15 protein-coding genes and 1 other RNA gene are annotated in these 16,876 nt (G+C 44.0%); 3 read left to right on the plus strand and 13 right to left on the minus strand.

From position 1 onward, the window contains the following. Positions 1-44: 44 nt before the first annotated feature. From NST34_RS24515 to NST34_RS24535, 5 genes are all read right to left on the minus strand, one after another. Positions 45-1,142 carry an LCP family protein gene (locus tag NST34_RS24515; protein WP_042190896.1) on the minus strand — a complete coding sequence of 366 codons (1,098 nt, stop codon included), beginning with the start codon at positions 1,140-1,142 and terminating at the stop codon, positions 45-47. An 83-nt stretch (positions 1,143-1,225) separates the two neighbouring features. Beyond that, positions 1,226-1,522 (minus strand): YlaH-like family protein, encoded by a 297-nt coding sequence (locus tag NST34_RS24520; protein WP_042190898.1) that lies wholly within the window; start codon positions 1,520-1,522, stop codon positions 1,226-1,228. Positions 1,523-1,647: 125 nt separating this feature from the next. Further along, positions 1,648-3,489 (minus strand): translational GTPase TypA, encoded by a 1,842-nt coding sequence (gene typA, locus NST34_RS24525; protein ID WP_042190900.1) that lies wholly within the window; start codon positions 3,487-3,489, stop codon positions 1,648-1,650. 206 nt (positions 3,490-3,695) lie between these two features. Then, on the minus strand, positions 3,696-4,205 hold the full coding sequence (locus tag NST34_RS24530; protein WP_042190902.1) for a hypothetical protein: 510 nt from the start codon (positions 4,203-4,205) through the stop codon (positions 3,696-3,698). A 269-nt stretch (positions 4,206-4,474) separates the two neighbouring features. Further along, entirely contained in the window at positions 4,475-5,134 is a 660-nt protein-coding gene (locus NST34_RS24535) for a TerC family protein (RefSeq protein WP_341128923.1), read from the minus strand. 172 nt (positions 5,135-5,306) lie between these two features. Between NST34_RS24535 and NST34_RS24540 the strand changes: the two genes are divergently transcribed. Beyond that, positions 5,307-5,999, plus strand: coding sequence for a TerC family protein (locus NST34_RS24540; RefSeq protein ID WP_341128924.1), 693 nt, complete (start codon positions 5,307-5,309; stop codon positions 5,997-5,999). Between the two features lie 37 nt (positions 6,000-6,036). Here the strand turns inward: NST34_RS24540 and thiI are convergent, their stop codons facing one another. The 6 genes from thiI to NST34_RS24570 form a co-directional block, all read right to left on the minus strand. Beyond that, on the minus strand, positions 6,037-7,323 hold the full coding sequence (gene thiI / locus NST34_RS24545) for a tRNA uracil 4-sulfurtransferase ThiI (protein ID WP_341128925.1): 1,287 nt from the start codon (positions 7,321-7,323) through the stop codon (positions 6,037-6,039). A 3-nt stretch (positions 7,324-7,326) separates the two neighbouring features. Beyond that, positions 7,327-8,478 (minus strand): cysteine desulfurase family protein, encoded by a 1,152-nt coding sequence (locus NST34_RS24550; RefSeq protein ID WP_341128926.1) that lies wholly within the window; start codon positions 8,476-8,478, stop codon positions 7,327-7,329. Positions 8,479-8,605: 127 nt separating this feature from the next. After that, positions 8,606-9,316, minus strand: coding sequence for a lytic transglycosylase domain-containing protein (locus NST34_RS24555; RefSeq protein ID WP_149647605.1), 711 nt, complete (start codon positions 9,314-9,316; stop codon positions 8,606-8,608). Between the two features lie 182 nt (positions 9,317-9,498). Beyond that, on the minus strand, positions 9,499-9,912 hold the full coding sequence (locus NST34_RS24560; protein ID WP_341128927.1) for a hypothetical protein: 414 nt from the start codon (positions 9,910-9,912) through the stop codon (positions 9,499-9,501). A 12-nt stretch (positions 9,913-9,924) separates the two neighbouring features. After that, positions 9,925-10,146: a DUF1540 domain-containing protein gene (locus tag NST34_RS24565; protein ID WP_042190912.1), complete on the minus strand. Its 222-nt coding sequence runs from the start codon at positions 10,144-10,146 to the stop codon at positions 9,925-9,927. Positions 10,147-10,380: 234 nt separating this feature from the next. Further along, the gene (locus NST34_RS24570) at positions 10,381-10,878 is read right to left on the minus strand and encodes a YpuI family protein (RefSeq protein WP_042190914.1); all 498 of its coding nucleotides are present in this window, start codon (positions 10,876-10,878) and stop codon (positions 10,381-10,383) included. 309 nt (positions 10,879-11,187) lie between these two features. Between NST34_RS24570 and NST34_RS24575 the strand changes: the two genes are divergently transcribed. Further along, positions 11,188-13,128: a S8 family peptidase gene (locus tag NST34_RS24575; RefSeq protein WP_076299660.1), complete on the plus strand. Its 1,941-nt coding sequence runs from the start codon at positions 11,188-11,190 to the stop codon at positions 13,126-13,128. Positions 13,129-13,133: 5 nt separating this feature from the next. Here NST34_RS24575 and pdxR read toward each other — a convergent pair whose 3' ends face one another. Then, positions 13,134-14,573, minus strand: coding sequence for a MocR-like pyridoxine biosynthesis transcription factor PdxR (gene pdxR, locus NST34_RS24580; RefSeq protein WP_341128928.1), 1,440 nt, complete (start codon positions 14,571-14,573; stop codon positions 13,134-13,136). Positions 14,574-14,666: 93 nt separating this feature from the next. Between pdxR and NST34_RS24585 the strand changes: the two genes are divergently transcribed. Then, the gene (locus NST34_RS24585) at positions 14,667-15,887 is read left to right on the plus strand and encodes an aminotransferase-like domain-containing protein (protein ID WP_341128929.1); all 1,221 of its coding nucleotides are present in this window, start codon (positions 14,667-14,669) and stop codon (positions 15,885-15,887) included. 532 nt (positions 15,888-16,419) lie between these two features. Here the strand turns inward: NST34_RS24585 and rnpB are convergent. Further along, positions 16,420-16,835, minus strand: an RNA gene (gene rnpB / locus NST34_RS24590) — RNase P RNA component class A. Positions 16,836-16,876 lie beyond the last annotated feature (41 nt).

Consider the following 16,876-nt stretch of genomic DNA (forward strand, 5'->3'; position numbering starts at 1 on the left):
CTGAAACTTGCATTCAATTTTAGGGCGAAGTGTTATTAAGGATTTTAAGGCGCCTCAGTGGATTCTGAAGTGGAATTAGCAGAAACTCCTGCTAATCGATCCTGCAAGCTTTTCTTGGCAGCCTCAAGCTCCTCATCATTAATATATACATACGGACTTCGCCACGTTCCAGTCACGGGCTTGAATTCGATATCATCTTTGGAAATCTTCCAATAAGTCGCAATCATATCTTTAATCTGCGAATTTTCGATATCAGTCTTCATATTACTATCCACTGCGTCAAGTACCTTGCCTATTTTTAATACTCCACCAAGCGATTGCATCTGATCCACCAGTGAATGAAGGACCTCATTCTGACGTTTGTTCCGATCAAAATCGTCTGAACCCTTAGTCTTAGGCTTGCAATTAGATTTACGGTATCGCACATAATCTAGCGCTTTATCTCCATCAAGCTCCGCCGGACCTTTTTTCAAATTGATATTCGTACCGTCAACGCTGTCTGTATAACACATATTATCGCTAATGTTGACTTTGACTCCACCAAGCTCGTCCACCACATCGCGGAAGCCTTGAAAATCCAGAATCGTTGTATAATCTACGTCAATATCTAGATATTTGCCCATCATTGTCTTCATCTCATCTTCTGCCAAAATGCCAGAAGAATCTTCTTTCCCCTTAAAGCGAGCATAGAATTCGTTAATCTTCGTTTGCTTGTATCCATTGAGCTCAACTAAGGTATCGCGCGGAAGAGAGACAATGGTTGCTGATTTTGTCTTAGGATTAAGCGCTGCAACCATAATAACATCTGTCAATCTAGATTGATGTTTTGGTCTATTATCCGTACCCAGGATAAGCATCGTCAGTGGTTTTTCTGTAGCCGAATGTCCTGGCGCAACCGTTCCTTTACTACCTGCATTAAAGACCCCATTTTCAAGCTTCCAGTACAGATAGCCCCCGTAGCCCAATACGCCAAGAATCGCAATAATGAGTAAGGTTAACAGGATTCTAACTAATCTGCCAAAAAAGCCTCTCTTTTGCGGTTTCTTCTTTTTTTTCTTAGGAGCACCCTTCACAGGCTGTTTTCTATTATTCGGTTGTTGACCACTTGCTCGTGGAGGTAAACTGCTGTTTCGTGTACTCATAGTAGAATAAAGTCCTCTTCATTTCATTTGGAATTAAAATTGCTACACTTAAATAGACGTTGCATAAGCAGTAAAAGTTTCGATTACTGTCTTTTTGCTGCAGCTGCAGCCTTTCTCTTCTGTCGAGCTTCTACAATATAACGTATCCGTACCATCAGCATTAATCCGACGGCGACCAGCAGACACTGAATGATCGGTAGCTTATCATGTTGAAAAATGAGGAGCATGCCGGAGCCGATTGCCATCATTATGTACAGCATAATCTCTTTGCCAATCGATAACTTTTGATTCACACGAAAAACCTGATTATACACAAATGTAAGCAATATAAAAATAACAATATAAGCGACGATTGGATGCTCAGCAAACCAGACTTGCATAGATACCGCACTCCTCCCAAATTTAAGATACGTTTACATTATATCATCAGTAAGGGGAGTTTTTGTTATAAAAAAAACCGCCGAAAGTTACACCTCCGACGGCTCTTTACTATAATAAGCTGATCTTACGCGTTTGCTTGTGCCATTTTACGTTGCTTCTCTACACGTTCGCGTTCGCCTTTGTTCAGAATCTTTTTACGCAAGCGAATGGATTTAGGTGTGATTTCACAATATTCATCATCATTCAAATATTCAAGTGCGCCTTCCAAAGAGAAGGTACGTGGTGTCTTCATTTTTACAGTATCGTCCTTACCTGAAGTACGCATGTTGGTAAGTGCTTTTTCTCTACAGATGTTAACGATAATATCGTTATCACGGGTATGCTCGCCTACGATCATACCTTCATAAATTTCTGTACCTGCATCCAAGAAGAGAATACCACGATCCTCAACGCCCACTATTCCATATTGTGTTGTTGATCCAGTCTCACTGGCTACAAGCACACCTTGATGACGTCCGCCAACTTGACCAGCAACCAGTGGAGCGTAGCTGTCAAAAGCATGGTTCATAACGCCGTAACCACGTGTCAAAGTCAAGAAGTAAGTGTTGTAACCAATCAAACCACGTGCAGGAATCAGGAACTCCAGACGTACTTGACCCGTACCGTTGTTGATCATGTTGACCATTTCGGCTTTGCGAGTGCCCAGACTTTCCATAACAGAGCCCATGCTTTCTTCAGGAATGTCAATCATAAGACGCTCAAGTGGCTCCGATTTAACACCATCGATTTCTTTAATGATTACTTGTGGTTTAGAAACTTGCATTTCATAACCTTCACGACGCATATTCTCGATCAGAATACCAAGGTGAAGCTCACCGCGTCCAGAAACGATAAATGCATCAGGACTATCCGTTTCATCCACACGCAAACTCACATCTGTCTCAAGTTCTTTAAAGAGACGCTCACGCAGTTTACGGGAAGTTACCCATTTACCTTCTTTACCAGCAAAAGGACTGTTATTCACAAGGAAAGTCATTTGCATCGTAGGCTCGTCGATCTTAAGAACAGGCAGTGCTTCTGGATTCGCTGGATCAGCAATGGTCTCACCAATGTTAATGTCCTTGATCCCTGCGATAGCAACGATATCCCCTGCGCCCGCTTCTTCTGTTTCAATACGTTTTAAACCTTGGAACCCGAACAATTTCTCAATACGTGCGGTTTTACTCTTACCGTCACGCATAATTACAGTTACAGATTGACCTTGTTTGATCACACCGCGGTTTACACGGCCAATAGCAATACGACCCAAGTATTCGTTATAATCCATCAACGTTACGAGGAATTGAAGCGGGTCTTCTACACTTTCAGTTGGAGCTGGGATATGCTCAACGATTGTTTCGTAAAGTGAAAGCATTGTCTCATCTTGCTTCTCAGGAACCATGCTTGATGTACCATTAAGAGCAGATGCATAGACAACCGGGAATTCCAATTGTTCGTCATTTGCTTCAAGTTCGATGAACAAATCGAGCACTTCATCAATAACTTCCTTAGGTCGAGCAGCTGGACGGTCAATCTTGTTCACGACAACGATCGGTGTAAGTTTTTGTTCCAATGCTTTACGCAGAACGAATTTCGTTTGCGGCATGCAGCCTTCATAAGCATCAACAACCAGCAATACACCGTCAACCATTTTCATAATCCGTTCTACTTCGCCACCGAAGTCAGCGTGTCCAGGTGTATCCACAATATTGATCAAAAACTCTTTATAAGTAATTGCTGTATTTTTAGCTAGGATTGTAATTCCGCGTTCCCGCTCGATATCGTTAGAGTCCATAGCGCGTTCTTGTACGTGTTCGTGTGCGCTGAAGATCCCCGATTGCTGAAGAAGCTGATCGACGAGTGTTGTTTTGCCATGGTCAACGTGGGCAATGATCGCAATGTTGCGAATATCTTTTCTTGAATGCATGATTTGTATCCAAATCCTCTCATTTATCAAATTAAAACTGTTAAAATTCTTAGCATGTCACGGCAGTCTCACAAAAGAAGCGCCAGGCAGAAAGCCGACGCTTCAACATAACATTAATATTATAGTGAAAGCACTATGAAAAGCAAGTCTTTTTATGAAAAAAACAGTTGGCAAATTCCGTTTTTTTTCACAAGATCCAACATTAATTAACTTCGATACCATCTATTTCGGCCACGAGTTCTACCCCGACCTGTAATCAGCCAAATTCCTGCCACGATGAATACAATACCAATTAGATAGATCACACCGGTACCCATAAGACTGAAAATACAAAGCGCTATGCTTAGAACGCCTAGTATTACAGCAATTGCAGATAGTCCCCCTGACCGTCTTGGAGAATTTATGGAATATTCATACAGACCTACGGCAATGCCGAGCAGAAGCACAGGCCATAAATATTTCATAAGCCCCCATCCCCATATATTGCAAAGACCAAACAATAAACCATATACCGTTAATATTCCCGCGGGAATCAATACTGTTGCCGAAGCGCGGCGGCTAAAAAACAACATATGTAGAACCAATCCTGGAAGTAAAATCACTAGCGGCCAAAGGGCTCGTCCCAAAAATCCGAAGACCCCCAGCTTACCGAATAAAATCAAGACGCCCGCAGCTACAATGAATATACCTAGTCTCATGTCATTCTTGGAAGACATCCTTCACCCATCCCTTCAAATTCACGTCTACCTCATTACCTTGCCGTCTCATACCCAGAAAACGACAGGATTCTTATTCATATATTATCTGAAACATACACAAAATGCCATCACTGACCATGCAAAATATCCCCACAAAGTGGCGCTTTGCTTCGATGCGTACTCAGGTACTTTGCGGGGGCCCCAAATATATACTTTCTGATACGTCAAAAAAGGACGATTCCAATTTATGGAGATGTCCTTGTAGTATTGCCTTTTATTGCAATTTATTAACCTAGTGATGTTGTTCTTCGTTTAACTGCTCCTGTAACAACTACTAATATTCCTAAAGCGATCGGCAGTATGGAATGCGTGGATGGGAGCAAAAAGGAGAGCATTGTCCCTAATTTTGCATCCTGAAGCATCATATCACCTGCTGTAAAGGCTAAAATATAAGCGCCGATAAATACGAGTATCGGAAATCTATGCAGCCACCCCACAATGAGGCCACTTCCCCATACTACAATCGGAATGCTGAGCGCAATCCCGATGACAATTAAAGCCAAATCCCCTTTGGCTAGACCGGCAATTGCCAGGACATTATCAAGACTCATAATAAAATCAGCCACGAGAATCGTTCGGATGGATTTCCATACGGAGGATGTTTCCGCGACTCTAAGGTCCTCCTCTTCTTCCAGCAGCAGCTTGAACGCAATCCATAGCAGCAGAATTCCTCCTCCAGCCTGGATATAAGGGATTTTCAACAGTAATACCGCAGCAAAAGTTAGCAAGCAGCGCAGAATAACAGCTCCCGCAGCTCCCCACCATACCGCAATCTTCCGGTGCTTCTCCGGAAGGTCCTTACTGGCCATCGCGATGACCATAGCATTATCTCCACTCAGCACAAGATTGATCATCAATATTTCACCAAGGAGCAATAATGATTCCATTCGCTTTTACCTCCCCGAATCACATGTAACTACATGTATGTTCGTAAGTGACAAGCTATGCTTCCTGTCCAACTTTTTTTGAGGATGAAAGCATGTATGCCCCTTTTTTTGCGTATACAAAACTAAGCATATCTTCGTGCTCATCTTAACTAACTTTAGGGGTGACTATGCCTTGAATACATCCATATGGGAGTTTGTATTATCACTGCTCAATATTATTTTTCTAGATCTCATTCTGGCGGGAGACAATGCCATAGTCATCGGACTTGCTGCGCATAATTTGCCGAACAGCACTCAAAAAAAAGCAATTGTGCTTGGAACAGCAGGTGCCGTCGTACTACGGATTTTCGCAACGGTTCTGGTCGTATGGTTATTAAAAATCCCTTGGTTACTGCTGGTAGGCGGGATTTTACTTATTCTAATTGCCTATAAGCTGTTAACAGATGAGAACAAATCAACGAATATCAAGGCTGGTCAAAGCTTAGGGGCCGCTGTGGGGACAATCATTCTAGCCGATGCTGCGATGGGACTGGATAATGTCATCGCCATTGCGGGAGTCGCTAAGCACAATATCTCTCTAGTTGTCATAGGACTGTTAATCAGCGTTCCAATTGTGGTCTGGGGAAGCACTCTCTTTATTAAATTAATCAACAAATATCCATGGATTATTTATATTGGCTCAGCAGTCCTAGGCTTTACAGCCTCAAGCATGATTACAGATGAGCAGCAGCTTTCCCCATTTTTTGAGCAGCATCCACTATTGAGAGCTCTGTTTATATTTGTGATCATTGTTGGCATCTTAATTGGAGGACACTGGAGACGCCAATCAAGCCATAATAATTCAAAAAAGCTGCCTCAACCGTAGATGTTGCTACGAATGAGACAGCCTTTTGTTTATAATATTAGAACCATTCTTCCTGTAATCCAGCTTGAGCACTTACTACATCTTTAGGCTTCTCATCTCCATACGGAGTGATCAGCACGGTCTCCGTGGCTTCAATCGCTGCGTCCAGTAATGCAGAGTAACCTGGGAACGTAGCTTCAATCTTATCTACAATCCGTAAATTCGGATTCGTTGTAGGTGATTTAGGTACAAATAATGTACAGCAATCCTCATAAGGAAGAATTGACAGGTCATAGGTGCCGATATTCTTAGACAGCTCTACAATATCACTTTTGTCCATCATTACCAGCGGACGTAAAAGAGGAAGTTCTGTCGCACGACCGATCACATTCATACTTGGTAACGTCTGGCTAGCAACCTGTCCAAGACTTTCACCGGTTACGATCGCGAGGGCACCCTCACGTTCAGCAAGCTGTGTAGTAATTCTCAGCATAGCTCGACGCATCAACGTAATAATCAGATTATCTTGACCTATTCCGGTAAAAGATGTCTGCACCTCTGTAAAAGGTACTAAGTGTAGCTTGATGACTCCCGCATATCGTGACAATACCCGCGTAAGATCAACCACCTTTTGCCGGGCAAGCTCACTCGTATAAGGATAACTATAGAAATGTACGCACTCCACTTCGAGTCCACGACGCATGGATGACCAACCGGCTACAGGACTATCAATGCCTCCGGACAGCAATAACATCGCTTTTCCATTCGTACCAAGCGGAAATCCACCAACACCAGCAATATTTTCGCAAAATATAAAAGTATGACCTTGACGAATTTCGACTTTCAGCTCCAATTGAGGTGATTTTACATCCACAGTAAGTCCCGAATAGCCTTGCAGCAGTGGTGTCGAGACTAGCTTATTCATCTCCATGGAGCCATATGGGAACTCTTTCCATACCCGGCGTGCATTAACTTTAAATGTAGTTCCCGGTGCAGGAGCGATGATCTCCAAAAAATGACGGCTGACAGCCACAATATCCTCGAGATCTGACTTGGCCACCTTTACCGGACTGACAGAAGCGATTCCGAATACATTCTTCAATGCTTCTACCAATGGGGCAGCAGTTTCTCCATTCAGTTCCACGTAAATTCTTCCAAATTCTTTGGTTAGAACCACCTTAGGATATGGCTTAATCATTTCTTTCACATGACGTAGTACCGTTTTCTCAAATCTGGCACGGTTTTTGCCCTTTAATGTAAACTCCCCGAAACGCAAAAGCAGCATATCGGCATAATCAATACTATTGGCACTGCCTTTAGCAGATTCTTGATTCATCACACTCATTAGTTACTTCATACCTCCTTCAGCAATCTTTAAAGCTCGTACCGCAGTAATTAGTGCTTTCTCAAGCGCTGCGACATCTTCTTCAGTGTGACTATCACCGAAACTGATGCGGATGCCTCCTGAAGCTACAGAGACATCTTTCCCCATAGATAATAGAACACGACTAGGTTCTGCCAGCCGGGAGGAGCAAGCCGATCGAGTAGAAACAGCCATCCCTAGTTCCTCCAGCTTACGGGCGAACACTTCCCCTTTCATGCCAGGGTATGAGAAATGCACAATATGAGGGGCTCCATCCTCTCTGCTGTTTATAACAAATTCAGGAACGCTGTGCAAGAAGCGTAACAGCCGATCCCGAAGTGGGAGCAATCGGGCATAGAAGGTTTCGCGCTGCTCAACACCCATCCGCACGGCTTTGGAAGAAGCAACAATTGCAGGTACATTCTCAGTTCCAGCACGTAGTCCCTCTTCATGAGAACCACCTGAAAGTAAGGGGAACAGTTGAATTCCTTCTTTAATATAGAGAAGCCCCGCTCCGCGAGGACCTCGAATTTTGTGAGGAGACAAGCTGTAAAGATCCGCTTTCCATCCTTTGAGGTCAACAGCAAGCTTACCATATCCCTGAACGCCATCCACATGAAATAAGGTTCGTGGATTTACGGATTTAATCAGCCTGCCAATCTCCATCAGCGGCTGTACTGTTCCAATTTCATTATTTACATGCATCACACTTACGAGTACGGTATCACGCCGTACTGCAGCAGCCACTCGCTCTGGATCAATCATTCCAGTGCTGTCAGGCGCTACAAAAGTAATCTCCCAGCCATTTTGTTGCAGCTGCAGACAACTTCCATACACAGAGGGATGCTCTATTTCTGTAGTTATCAGATGACGTCCTCTTGATTGATATTGCAAAGCAGCACCTTTAATGGCTAAATTGTTACTCTCCGTAGCCCCAGATGTAAATAGGATCTCCTTTGGTTGTACAGATAACGCAGCTGCACATACTTCTCGTGAACGCCTGATCAGCTTTGCCGCTTCACTACCGGCGCGGTGTAAGGAGGACGGGTTAGCATAATGCAGCTTCATAATTTGTTCCATCGTCTTCACCACGTCTTCATAGGGTGGTGTGGCGGCGGCATAATCCCAGTAAAGCATATATCGATTGTCTCCTTTACTTCTTTAAAGTACAGAATCATTCTTTTTTAAATTTCGAAAAAGGATCAAACGGTGATCCCAAATACCAGCATGTGGTTTAAGGGAAATACCCGTTTGATCCTTTTTATTATACAGCGTATTCCGCGCGAGCGCGTTCTATTTTAGTGAGATAAGACTGCGTCTCTTTAGGGAGCAGTGTAAGTTTCTCCAATAATTCCTGATCATTGCTTACCCCAAGGTTAATTACCCTTGCAGGCCCTGCATTGTAAGCCGCTAATGCCATCTTTTCCTGTCCGTCAAAGCGTTTCAATTGATAAGACAGATAGCGTACACCACCATCAATATTTTGAGCAGGATTGAATGAATCAGAAACCCCTAACCCACGCGCTGTTCCATCCATTAATTGCATTAATCCTTTAGCACCAGCCGAAGAGACAACGTTTGGATTAAAGGAAGATTCTGTATCAATCACAGCTTTTATCAAATCGACTGGCACCCCGTACTTAGCACTCGCCGTTTGAATCAGATCATCATAGCTTGTTGGTTTAGTATCCGTTATTTCCCCGGAAATTACACTATCGATACTTTCAGCTGTTCCGCCTATCTGTTGCCATAACAAGCTACTAACTGATGAAGCATCCGGAAGTGACGTCAAGAAGTTTGTATCCCCGCCATTAGACGAGTTAGAAGATAAAGCTTGAAGCATTGCTGCAAATTGAGAGGCTGACGCGCCTGATCTTTCAGTTTCATTTGCTGAGCTACTCTTGTCGGTTGCACTCTTTAAGCTTACCCATTTAAGCTGCCCTAACCCATTGGTTACAGCGGGATTAATCTCCATACCGGCGCACTCCTTTGATCCTGTTGAATCATATCTATTGGTCTAACCTTAGATTCCGATGAATTACGGCTTAATATTACAATTTATCCGAGATTATTGCTATATGCTGGAATGAAAAACAGACTTCAGACCCTGATATTTAGGTCTAAAGCCTGTTATAATTCAAACTTACCAGTTCATTTTTAGCGAGCAAAGGGTATCATCACAAAGTAACTAAGTGTGGATACAATCCCTAACCCCATCGCCCATGCCCCAAGCGTTTTTTGCTCCTTGGCATATGCATAATAACCAATCACAACTGAAATGGGCCCAAGTATGATGGACCAGAGAAACAAGGAGGCAATACCCATAGCTAGCCCAGTATAACCCACCGCTTTGCTTCCACTATAATCCTCTTCATGCTCCTTAGCTTCACTCGCCACGCGTGGTGTTGTATCCCGGATCGGCATCGAAACCGGATTCACCTCTGCGGCATATTCCTCTTGATGTTCTCTGTCCCGGCGTGGATAGTCTACTCTGCGCGGACGCAAAATAACTTTTCTCGGACCGGATTGTCCATTTGATGAACCTGATTCATGTTCCTTTTCTCTGTCCATTAGGGCGGCCTCCTAGGAGTTCGGCTTAAATGTTAAACAGCATGTTGCAGACGATGTTGCGACTTGATCGTGGTGACCTTCATTCGTCATTTCTTCAGCATATTCTTCTTTAAATCCACTGCCAGCGTGCTTGTCGATCTCAATAATAATTTCTTCTGCCCGGCATAAATTATGCTCGCCCCAATAATGACAATTGCTTACACTGCATTTGACTAATGGCTTTACACTCGACATATTTATCACCTCGGCTTCATTATGTCCGCATGATTTACCCCCTATTCGACAGGACGGTTTCCAGTTGATGTAACGATGCCCACGCAAAATATCCCCACAAAGTGGGGGGGGTGCTTCGATGCGTACTCAGGTACTTTGTGGGGGCCCCAAATATATAAATTCTAATACGTCAAAAAAGGATCAGCCCTCGTCATTATGACGAAGTGCTGATCCTTTACACGAACTAGTGAACTGTTAAACCTGATTTTGCATACGTTTCTCAGTCAAATAGTCGTTCTCATAATAAGTAAGGTCATCGCGTAGCTCTTCATAGGTCTTGGTAATTTCTAGAATGATATCACGCGCCGGACGAACTGGCTTTTTACGGAAACGGATAGCATCCTGTCCAGTATAAGCATAACGTCCATCTTCAGAATAGCTTTCGTTCTTTGGATAGAAGAAGTTATTCACGCCATAGTGATATACATTATAAAGCGCTTTCTGCGCAAAAGATTCATCGAATGTAGCACGACGCAGCGCAACTCCCAGCTTCTCATAAGACATTTCCGAGAACACTAACAGATGACGGACATCGGACAGAAATCCTTGATAAAATTGTACAGTTTCTTCATCATCTTCTGTTACAAGCTGAGGCAATGCATGCTCGTTCAGAAAAATTTCCATCTTATCAATTACATCTTTAAGTTTGTCTCTCGTCGATTCACATAATTTCTGCACATTGGCTGCTGACATGGCGGTTGCTCCCCCTTATTATTCCCTGCTCTTGTAGTCAATAAAGTTAATCTTATGAAGAAATAGTCTTTAGACATATCTCTTTATTCTTGCAATATCAGGATGCAAACACAGAGAAGTCTAACCTTCTGAAAATCAAAAGAACATCTATCGACGTATCTCCTGCAATATCAGGATGCGAACTCAAGATGCTTATTCTCTCTGATATTATCATAAAAAACGTTAGGAAGGTATCCTTTTCTAAGATGCATAAAACATACGCTCTCTTCTAAACCTATAGGCATTACAATGCGTAGAGGAGCGGAAATCATGTCACGTAAAAATCTAACGGTTGCAGGTTTGGTAACAGCTGCGTTCACAGTTGTATTACTTACCTTTGCGCTACGTCCTGCCACTAATGGGACGACGACCAGAGAAGTCGCTAATGTTGCTGTACCAAATCCTGCTCCAACTTCAGCCCTACATTCAGCACCAAACCCTTCACAGGAAAAATCATTGAAGAAAAGCTCCTTATCTCAAGATGTTGATGCGACGGATCATCTGAATAGAGTGGATGTCAGCAGACATTTGACTAAGCTCCTCTCTGAAACGGATGGAATGACTTCGCTTCATGATAAATCAGTGTATGCAAAACGTTTGCAGCAGAACCACGGATTTATCACTATGCTTATGTGGATTGATTTTCGCAAGCATAAAACGGAAACCTTTAAGTCCTCTTCATTTCCTCAAGGAACCGAACAGGAGAATCAGCAGCTGCAAAAATATCTTAAGACGGCGAAATCAGCGATCCATGGTCATCAATCCTATGAATCTCCAACGTTTACAATCGGTAAAGAGAAATATTACTTTATCGCTCAGCGGAACAAAGAAAAAAATGTAGGCATCATTGCACTTATTAACCAAAAGGTGCTTGGTCGTGTTGCAGACCATCAGTTGAAGAACCTGCGTCTCATTCCTTATCCGAAGGAAGGTAAGTACCGTGTAGAATCCGTTCATACCGATAATTTAAAAGATATCACCGTTAAGACCGGTCATGATAACGAAAACGCTAGCCATTTTTATGAGAATGAAATTGTCGTCCGTTTCCGCAACAACTCACCTACTCCGGGGCAGCTTCAAACGATAACCGCTGATATCAACGGCAAGAAGCCACGTAAGCTTGGGTATGCCTACATTTTCCGTTCGGAGAAGATGACTTATTATGAGCTCAAAGACTATTTCACCAATAAATGGCACCCCGAATATACGGAGCCTCACTATATGTATTTAACCAATGATACGATATCTAAAAACGCAGAGGGAACAGTTACTCCAAATGACATGTTATTCTCCACCTATCAATGGAATCTGCCAGCAATCGAAACGGAGCTGGGCTGGAATCTTTCTAAGGGAAGTAAAGAAGTGATCGTAGCCGTAGTGGATACCGGAGTCCAGATCAATCATCCGGATTTGAAGGGTAAGCTTTTGACAGGGTATAACGCGATCACCAATGGCTCCACTCCAGAAGATGATGTAGGACATGGCACACATGTATCTGGAATTATAGGCGCCCTGGTCAATAATGGAGAGGGAGTTGCTGGAATCAGCTGGTACAACAAGATCCTTCCGGTAAAAGCACTCGATAATTCAGGAGCAGGTACCACTTATTCTGTTGCAGAAGGAATCATTTGGGCTGCGGACAACGGTGCGAAAGTCATAAACTTGAGTTTAGGTAACTATGCGGATTCCCAGTTTCTTCATGACGCGATCAAATATGCCTACGACCGAGATATCGTCCTCGTATCTGCTGCAGGCAACGATAATACGGAACGACCAGGTTTTCCTGCTGCGTATCCCGAAGTGATTGCAGTAGCTGCAACAAATGCTTCAGGGGAAAAAGCTTCCTTCTCCAACTACGGCGATTATATTGATGTCGCAGCACCCGGAGAAAGCATAGCAAGCACTTACCCAGATAGCCAGTATGCCGCGTTATCCGGTACATCGATGGCCAGTCCTCATGTCGCTGCGCTGGCGGGTCTGGTGCGTTCACTAAATCCGAATCTAACGAATACGGAAGTTATGGATCTTATGACCAAAAATGCTGTTGATTTAGGCACTCCCGGGCATGACAAATATTTTGGCTGGGGTCAGGTCGATATCTATAAAACATTGCAAGCCGCTAGCGGCAATCAGGTTCCACTACAGCTATGGCCACAGCATGTACAAAAACAAATGAATCAATTGAAACAAAGATTAAGTAACTCTAAGTAACAACCTTAACCACCCATCTTCAAAAATCTACCAAGTAAACGGAGAAATAATCGTAAGCCTTCCTCCATATCCTTTTCATTCATTTGTGAATAACACAAACGGATATGCCGGGAAGGGGTCTCCGCAGAGTAACAAACATCACCCGGTAAAAAAGAAATGCTCTCCTGTTCGGCCAGCTCATGTAGCCTTCCGATATCAGGTGAAGCCGGCAACTCCAGCCAGAGATTAAGACCACCCTCTGGGAGAATATATTTTACTCCAGGCGGCGCGTAAAGCTTCAGAAGCTTCGCCGCCTTTTCCATGCGACCACGGAGTGTAACTCGTAACTGAGCAGCATAGGTTTCATACTTGCCCGCTATGAATGGCAGTACCGCCCTTTGTGTAAGCAGCGGACTCCCTAAATCACTTGCGGACTTGGCGGCGATAAGTCGTGACAGAATATTCCCACTAGCGGCTACACAGGCAATTCTGCAGCCGGGTGCAATAACTTTACTGAAACTCTTCATATATACTACATGCCCTTCAGAATCCATCGATTTGATCGTAGGCGGCGGAGGCGCATGGAAATATAAATCACTAAATGGATCATCCTCAACAATAAGGCAACGGTAACTGCGGGCTAATTCCAGCAGACGTTGTCTTCTTGCTATGCTCATGGTTACTCCACTTGGATTCTGAAAAGTTGGGATGGTATAAATTAGCTTAGGCGGTCTTTGATCACACATTCTTGTGAGAATATCCACCCGCATCCCTTCACCGTCCGTAGGTACAAAAATCATCTCTGCACCTCGTCCTGCAAAAACATCTATAGCTCCTGTATAACTAGGAGCCTCAAGATACACTGTGTCCCCAGGTCCGACAAACGTACGAGCAACCAGATCAATGCCTTGCTGAGTTCCGCTTGTGATCATTACATCAGAGGAAGCAAGTGCAATTCCACGTGTTTTTAAATGATCTCTCATAATTCCTCGCAGCTCCAGATCACCTTGGAAGTTCCCATAGGTTGCCATAAGCTCCGGCTGCTGCGTAACTAATGATGCGAAGGAGTCACCAATATTTTTTAGAGGAAGTAACTCACTATGAATTGCAGCTATATGAAAGGGATACTTAACTTCAGAGTAATCAAAATTGCGCCAAAGCTGAGCTCGCGGCAAATAATCATCATATACATCCTGCCAGCGACCATCTTCCTGACGTCTGGTGTGTTCAGGGTCGGCTACAAAGCAGCCTTTTCCTTGTCTGCAATAAATAAGTCCCCGCTTCTCAAGCACATCGTATGCCTTGCTTACTGTAACCTGGCTTACTCTCAAAGTTGTAGCCAAACTTCTTACGGAGGGTAGCCGGACACCTTGCTGGAGCAGTCCTGATGAGATCCGCTGACTTAGGGTTTCACTGATTTGATGAGGCAAAGATTTACTGCCGCTGCGAATCAAATCGATATGCATGAACCCCTCACCTCCACTGTTATATTCAACGCTTTACTGTTATACAGTACTCCTATTATGATAGCACCAAATCGAAAGGTGGAGAACTCATTTATGGATATCAAATACTCGGCCGCAGCCAATCATCTAGGATCATCAGCCGTTCGTGAGATTCTAAAGGTTACACAGGGCAATGACATCATTTCACTTGCAGGCGGGCTGCCTGGGGAGGATTTGTTTCCCTTGGAGGCAGTACGAGACGCTTATAACCGTGTACTCTCCAGCGATACCTCAGCGCTTCAATACGGACTAACCGAGGGCTTTACTCCACTACGTGACAAAATCGCTGAAAGACTTACTCGGCAAGGAATCCCTGTTACAGCATCTGAGATGATCTTGACTACAGGTTCCCAGCAAGCCATAGATTTATTATGTAAAATACTGCTTGATCCCGGTGATGCTGTACTTGTTGAAGCCCCCACTTATCTAGCAGCTTTGCAGGTACTCGGCTCTTACCGAGCTGATATTCATACGATAAACAATGACGAGCAAGGCATTCTGCCAGATCACCTGGAAGATCAAATACAAAAATTACGGCCCAAACTCCTATATGCAGTTCCGACCTTCAACAATCCTTCAGGAGCAACCTGGAGTAAGGAACGCCGTGAGAAAGTGGTGGGAATTTGCCGCCGCTACAATGTTCTTATCTTAGAGGACAATCCCTATGGTGAAATAACCTTTGAAGAAAATAAAGATCTTTATCCACCCTCACTAGCGTCCATCGACAGAAGTTATGACGGCGGTTATTGTGTCGCTTACACTGGAACCTTCTCCAAAATCGTAGCCCCTGCCTTGCGTACAGGCTGGATTATCGGCGATTCTAATCTAATCAAGACCATCGCGAAGGCAAAACAAGCAGCTGATCTGCATTCTAGCACCATTGACCAGCGCGCTTTAGATGAACTGCTGCTGCATTTCGATATTGAGCAGCATATCCGTGTCATCTCACGAGAATATTATTCCCGAATGAAGCTCTTATCCGCGGAACTCCGATCGCAGAACTGGGAAGGAGCTCATTTTCTGGAGCCACGAGGCGGTATGTTCCTTTGGCTAACGCTTTCCCAAGAGATCAACACGAAGGAATTACTTCCTCTAGCAGTAGAGAACGGTGTTGCTTTTGTTCCAGGTGAAGTGTTCTATTCATCACAGCCCCATAAGAATAAGATGCGTCTGAATTTCACACATACGCCACCTGAGCTTGTACCCGTTGCTGTTCAGCGTCTGGAGAAGGCGTTGGTACAATGGCAGGAAAGTCAGACCGGCATTCGATCATGAGCATGACAAAACCCGTCTTCTTCATCCTTTATGGGATGAGGAAGACGGGTTTTTTTTATTTTCCAGCCATGCTTAGAATAATTTACTTCTTAAATACTTCTATGCTATCTTTATTGAGCCTAAAATATCCATTTTCAACGAAAGACATGATTCGACTGACACCTACCCCTGTTTGAAGGGATATATTTAATACCATCGTGTCGGGTGAAGTCTCTACGATACGCCTGATTTTCTGATACATCTCATCACAACTATTGCACATCCTCTTATTGTTTCGTTCATATAAATGTCCGCAGAACCCGCAAATCTGATAATTACCCATGCTACACGTTTCCCACTTTCTACATATCTTCTTGCCACGAGCATAAACACCTTCGGCGTCTTTATAAGGATGGTAAGCGTTGCGAGAAATATAAGGATAATGTATAAAGTGAAACTTATACTTTCTTATATTTTAAAAAAGCGACGTGATCCGGTTTCCCGAGATACGCCGCCGCTTGTATGGTTGTTGTTGTTATCATAACGTTGCAGTTAGGAAAGTTTGCCGTAAGCCGGGTTCTGTGCTCGTCGTGGTTCAATCGGGAACTACCCTCCCACCATAAGCGACAATCATCTATCTAGGCCGTACATTACTGCACAGCTCCAGCGACCAACCTAGACGCGCCTCAGGCTAAGGCTGCCTATTCCAATAAAGGAATCTGCTGCGTCTCATTAGGTCTTGCTCCAGATGGGGTTTACCAGGAACGAAGTCACCAGCGTTCCTCGGGGTCTCTTACACCTCGGTTCCATCCTTGCCTGTGCCGCCCTAAGGCGGCCATCGGCGGTCCATTTCTGTGGCACTATCCTTCGACTCGCGCCGACTGGACGTTATCCAGCATCCTGCCTTATGGAGCCCGGACTTTCCTCCCGTGACGTCTTCACGTCACCGGCGATTGTCTGTCAAACTTTCCGAACAACATTATATATTATACAGACATCACCTGTCTGGC

Source organism: Paenibacillus sp. FSL H7-0714, assembly GCF_038003765.1.
GTDB lineage: Bacteria > Bacillota > Bacilli > Paenibacillales > Paenibacillaceae > Paenibacillus_AQ.

Coding starts and splice junctions, on each gene's coding strand:
- typA (WP_042190900.1), bottom strand. CDS start 3,489: ATGCATTCAAGAAAAGATATTCGCAACATTGCGATCATTGCCCACGTT.
- NST34_RS24535 (WP_341128923.1), bottom strand. CDS start 5,134: ATGGAATCATTATTGCTCCTTGGTGAAATATTGATGATCAATCTTGTG.
- NST34_RS24570 (WP_042190914.1), bottom strand. CDS start 10,878: ATGTCAGCAGCCAATGTGCAGAAATTATGTGAATCGACGAGAGACAAA.
- NST34_RS24515 (WP_042190896.1), bottom strand. CDS start 1,142: ATGAGTACACGAAACAGCAGTTTACCTCCACGAGCAAGTGGTCAACAA.
- NST34_RS24530 (WP_042190902.1), bottom strand. CDS start 4,205: ATGTCTTCCAAGAATGACATGAGACTAGGTATATTCATTGTAGCTGCG.
- NST34_RS24565 (WP_042190912.1), bottom strand. CDS start 10,146: ATGTCGAGTGTAAAGCCATTAGTCAAATGCAGTGTAAGCAATTGTCAT.
- pdxR (WP_341128928.1), bottom strand. CDS start 14,573: ATGCATATCGATTTGATTCGCAGCGGCAGTAAATCTTTGCCTCATCAA.
- NST34_RS24575 (WP_076299660.1), top strand. CDS start 11,188: ATGTCACGTAAAAATCTAACGGTTGCAGGTTTGGTAACAGCTGCGTTC.
- NST34_RS24560 (WP_341128927.1), bottom strand. CDS start 9,912: ATGGACAGAGAAAAGGAACATGAATCAGGTTCATCAAATGGACAATCC.
- NST34_RS24550 (WP_341128926.1), bottom strand. CDS start 8,478: ATGCTTTACTGGGATTATGCCGCCGCCACACCACCCTATGAAGACGTG.
- thiI (WP_341128925.1), bottom strand. CDS start 7,323: ATGAGTGTGATGAATCAAGAATCTGCTAAAGGCAGTGCCAATAGTATT.
- NST34_RS24555 (WP_149647605.1), bottom strand. CDS start 9,316: ATGGAGATTAATCCCGCTGTAACCAATGGGTTAGGGCAGCTTAAATGG.
- NST34_RS24520 (WP_042190898.1), bottom strand. CDS start 1,522: ATGCAAGTCTGGTTTGCTGAGCATCCAATCGTCGCTTATATTGTTATT.
- NST34_RS24585 (WP_341128929.1), top strand. CDS start 14,667: ATGGATATCAAATACTCGGCCGCAGCCAATCATCTAGGATCATCAGCC.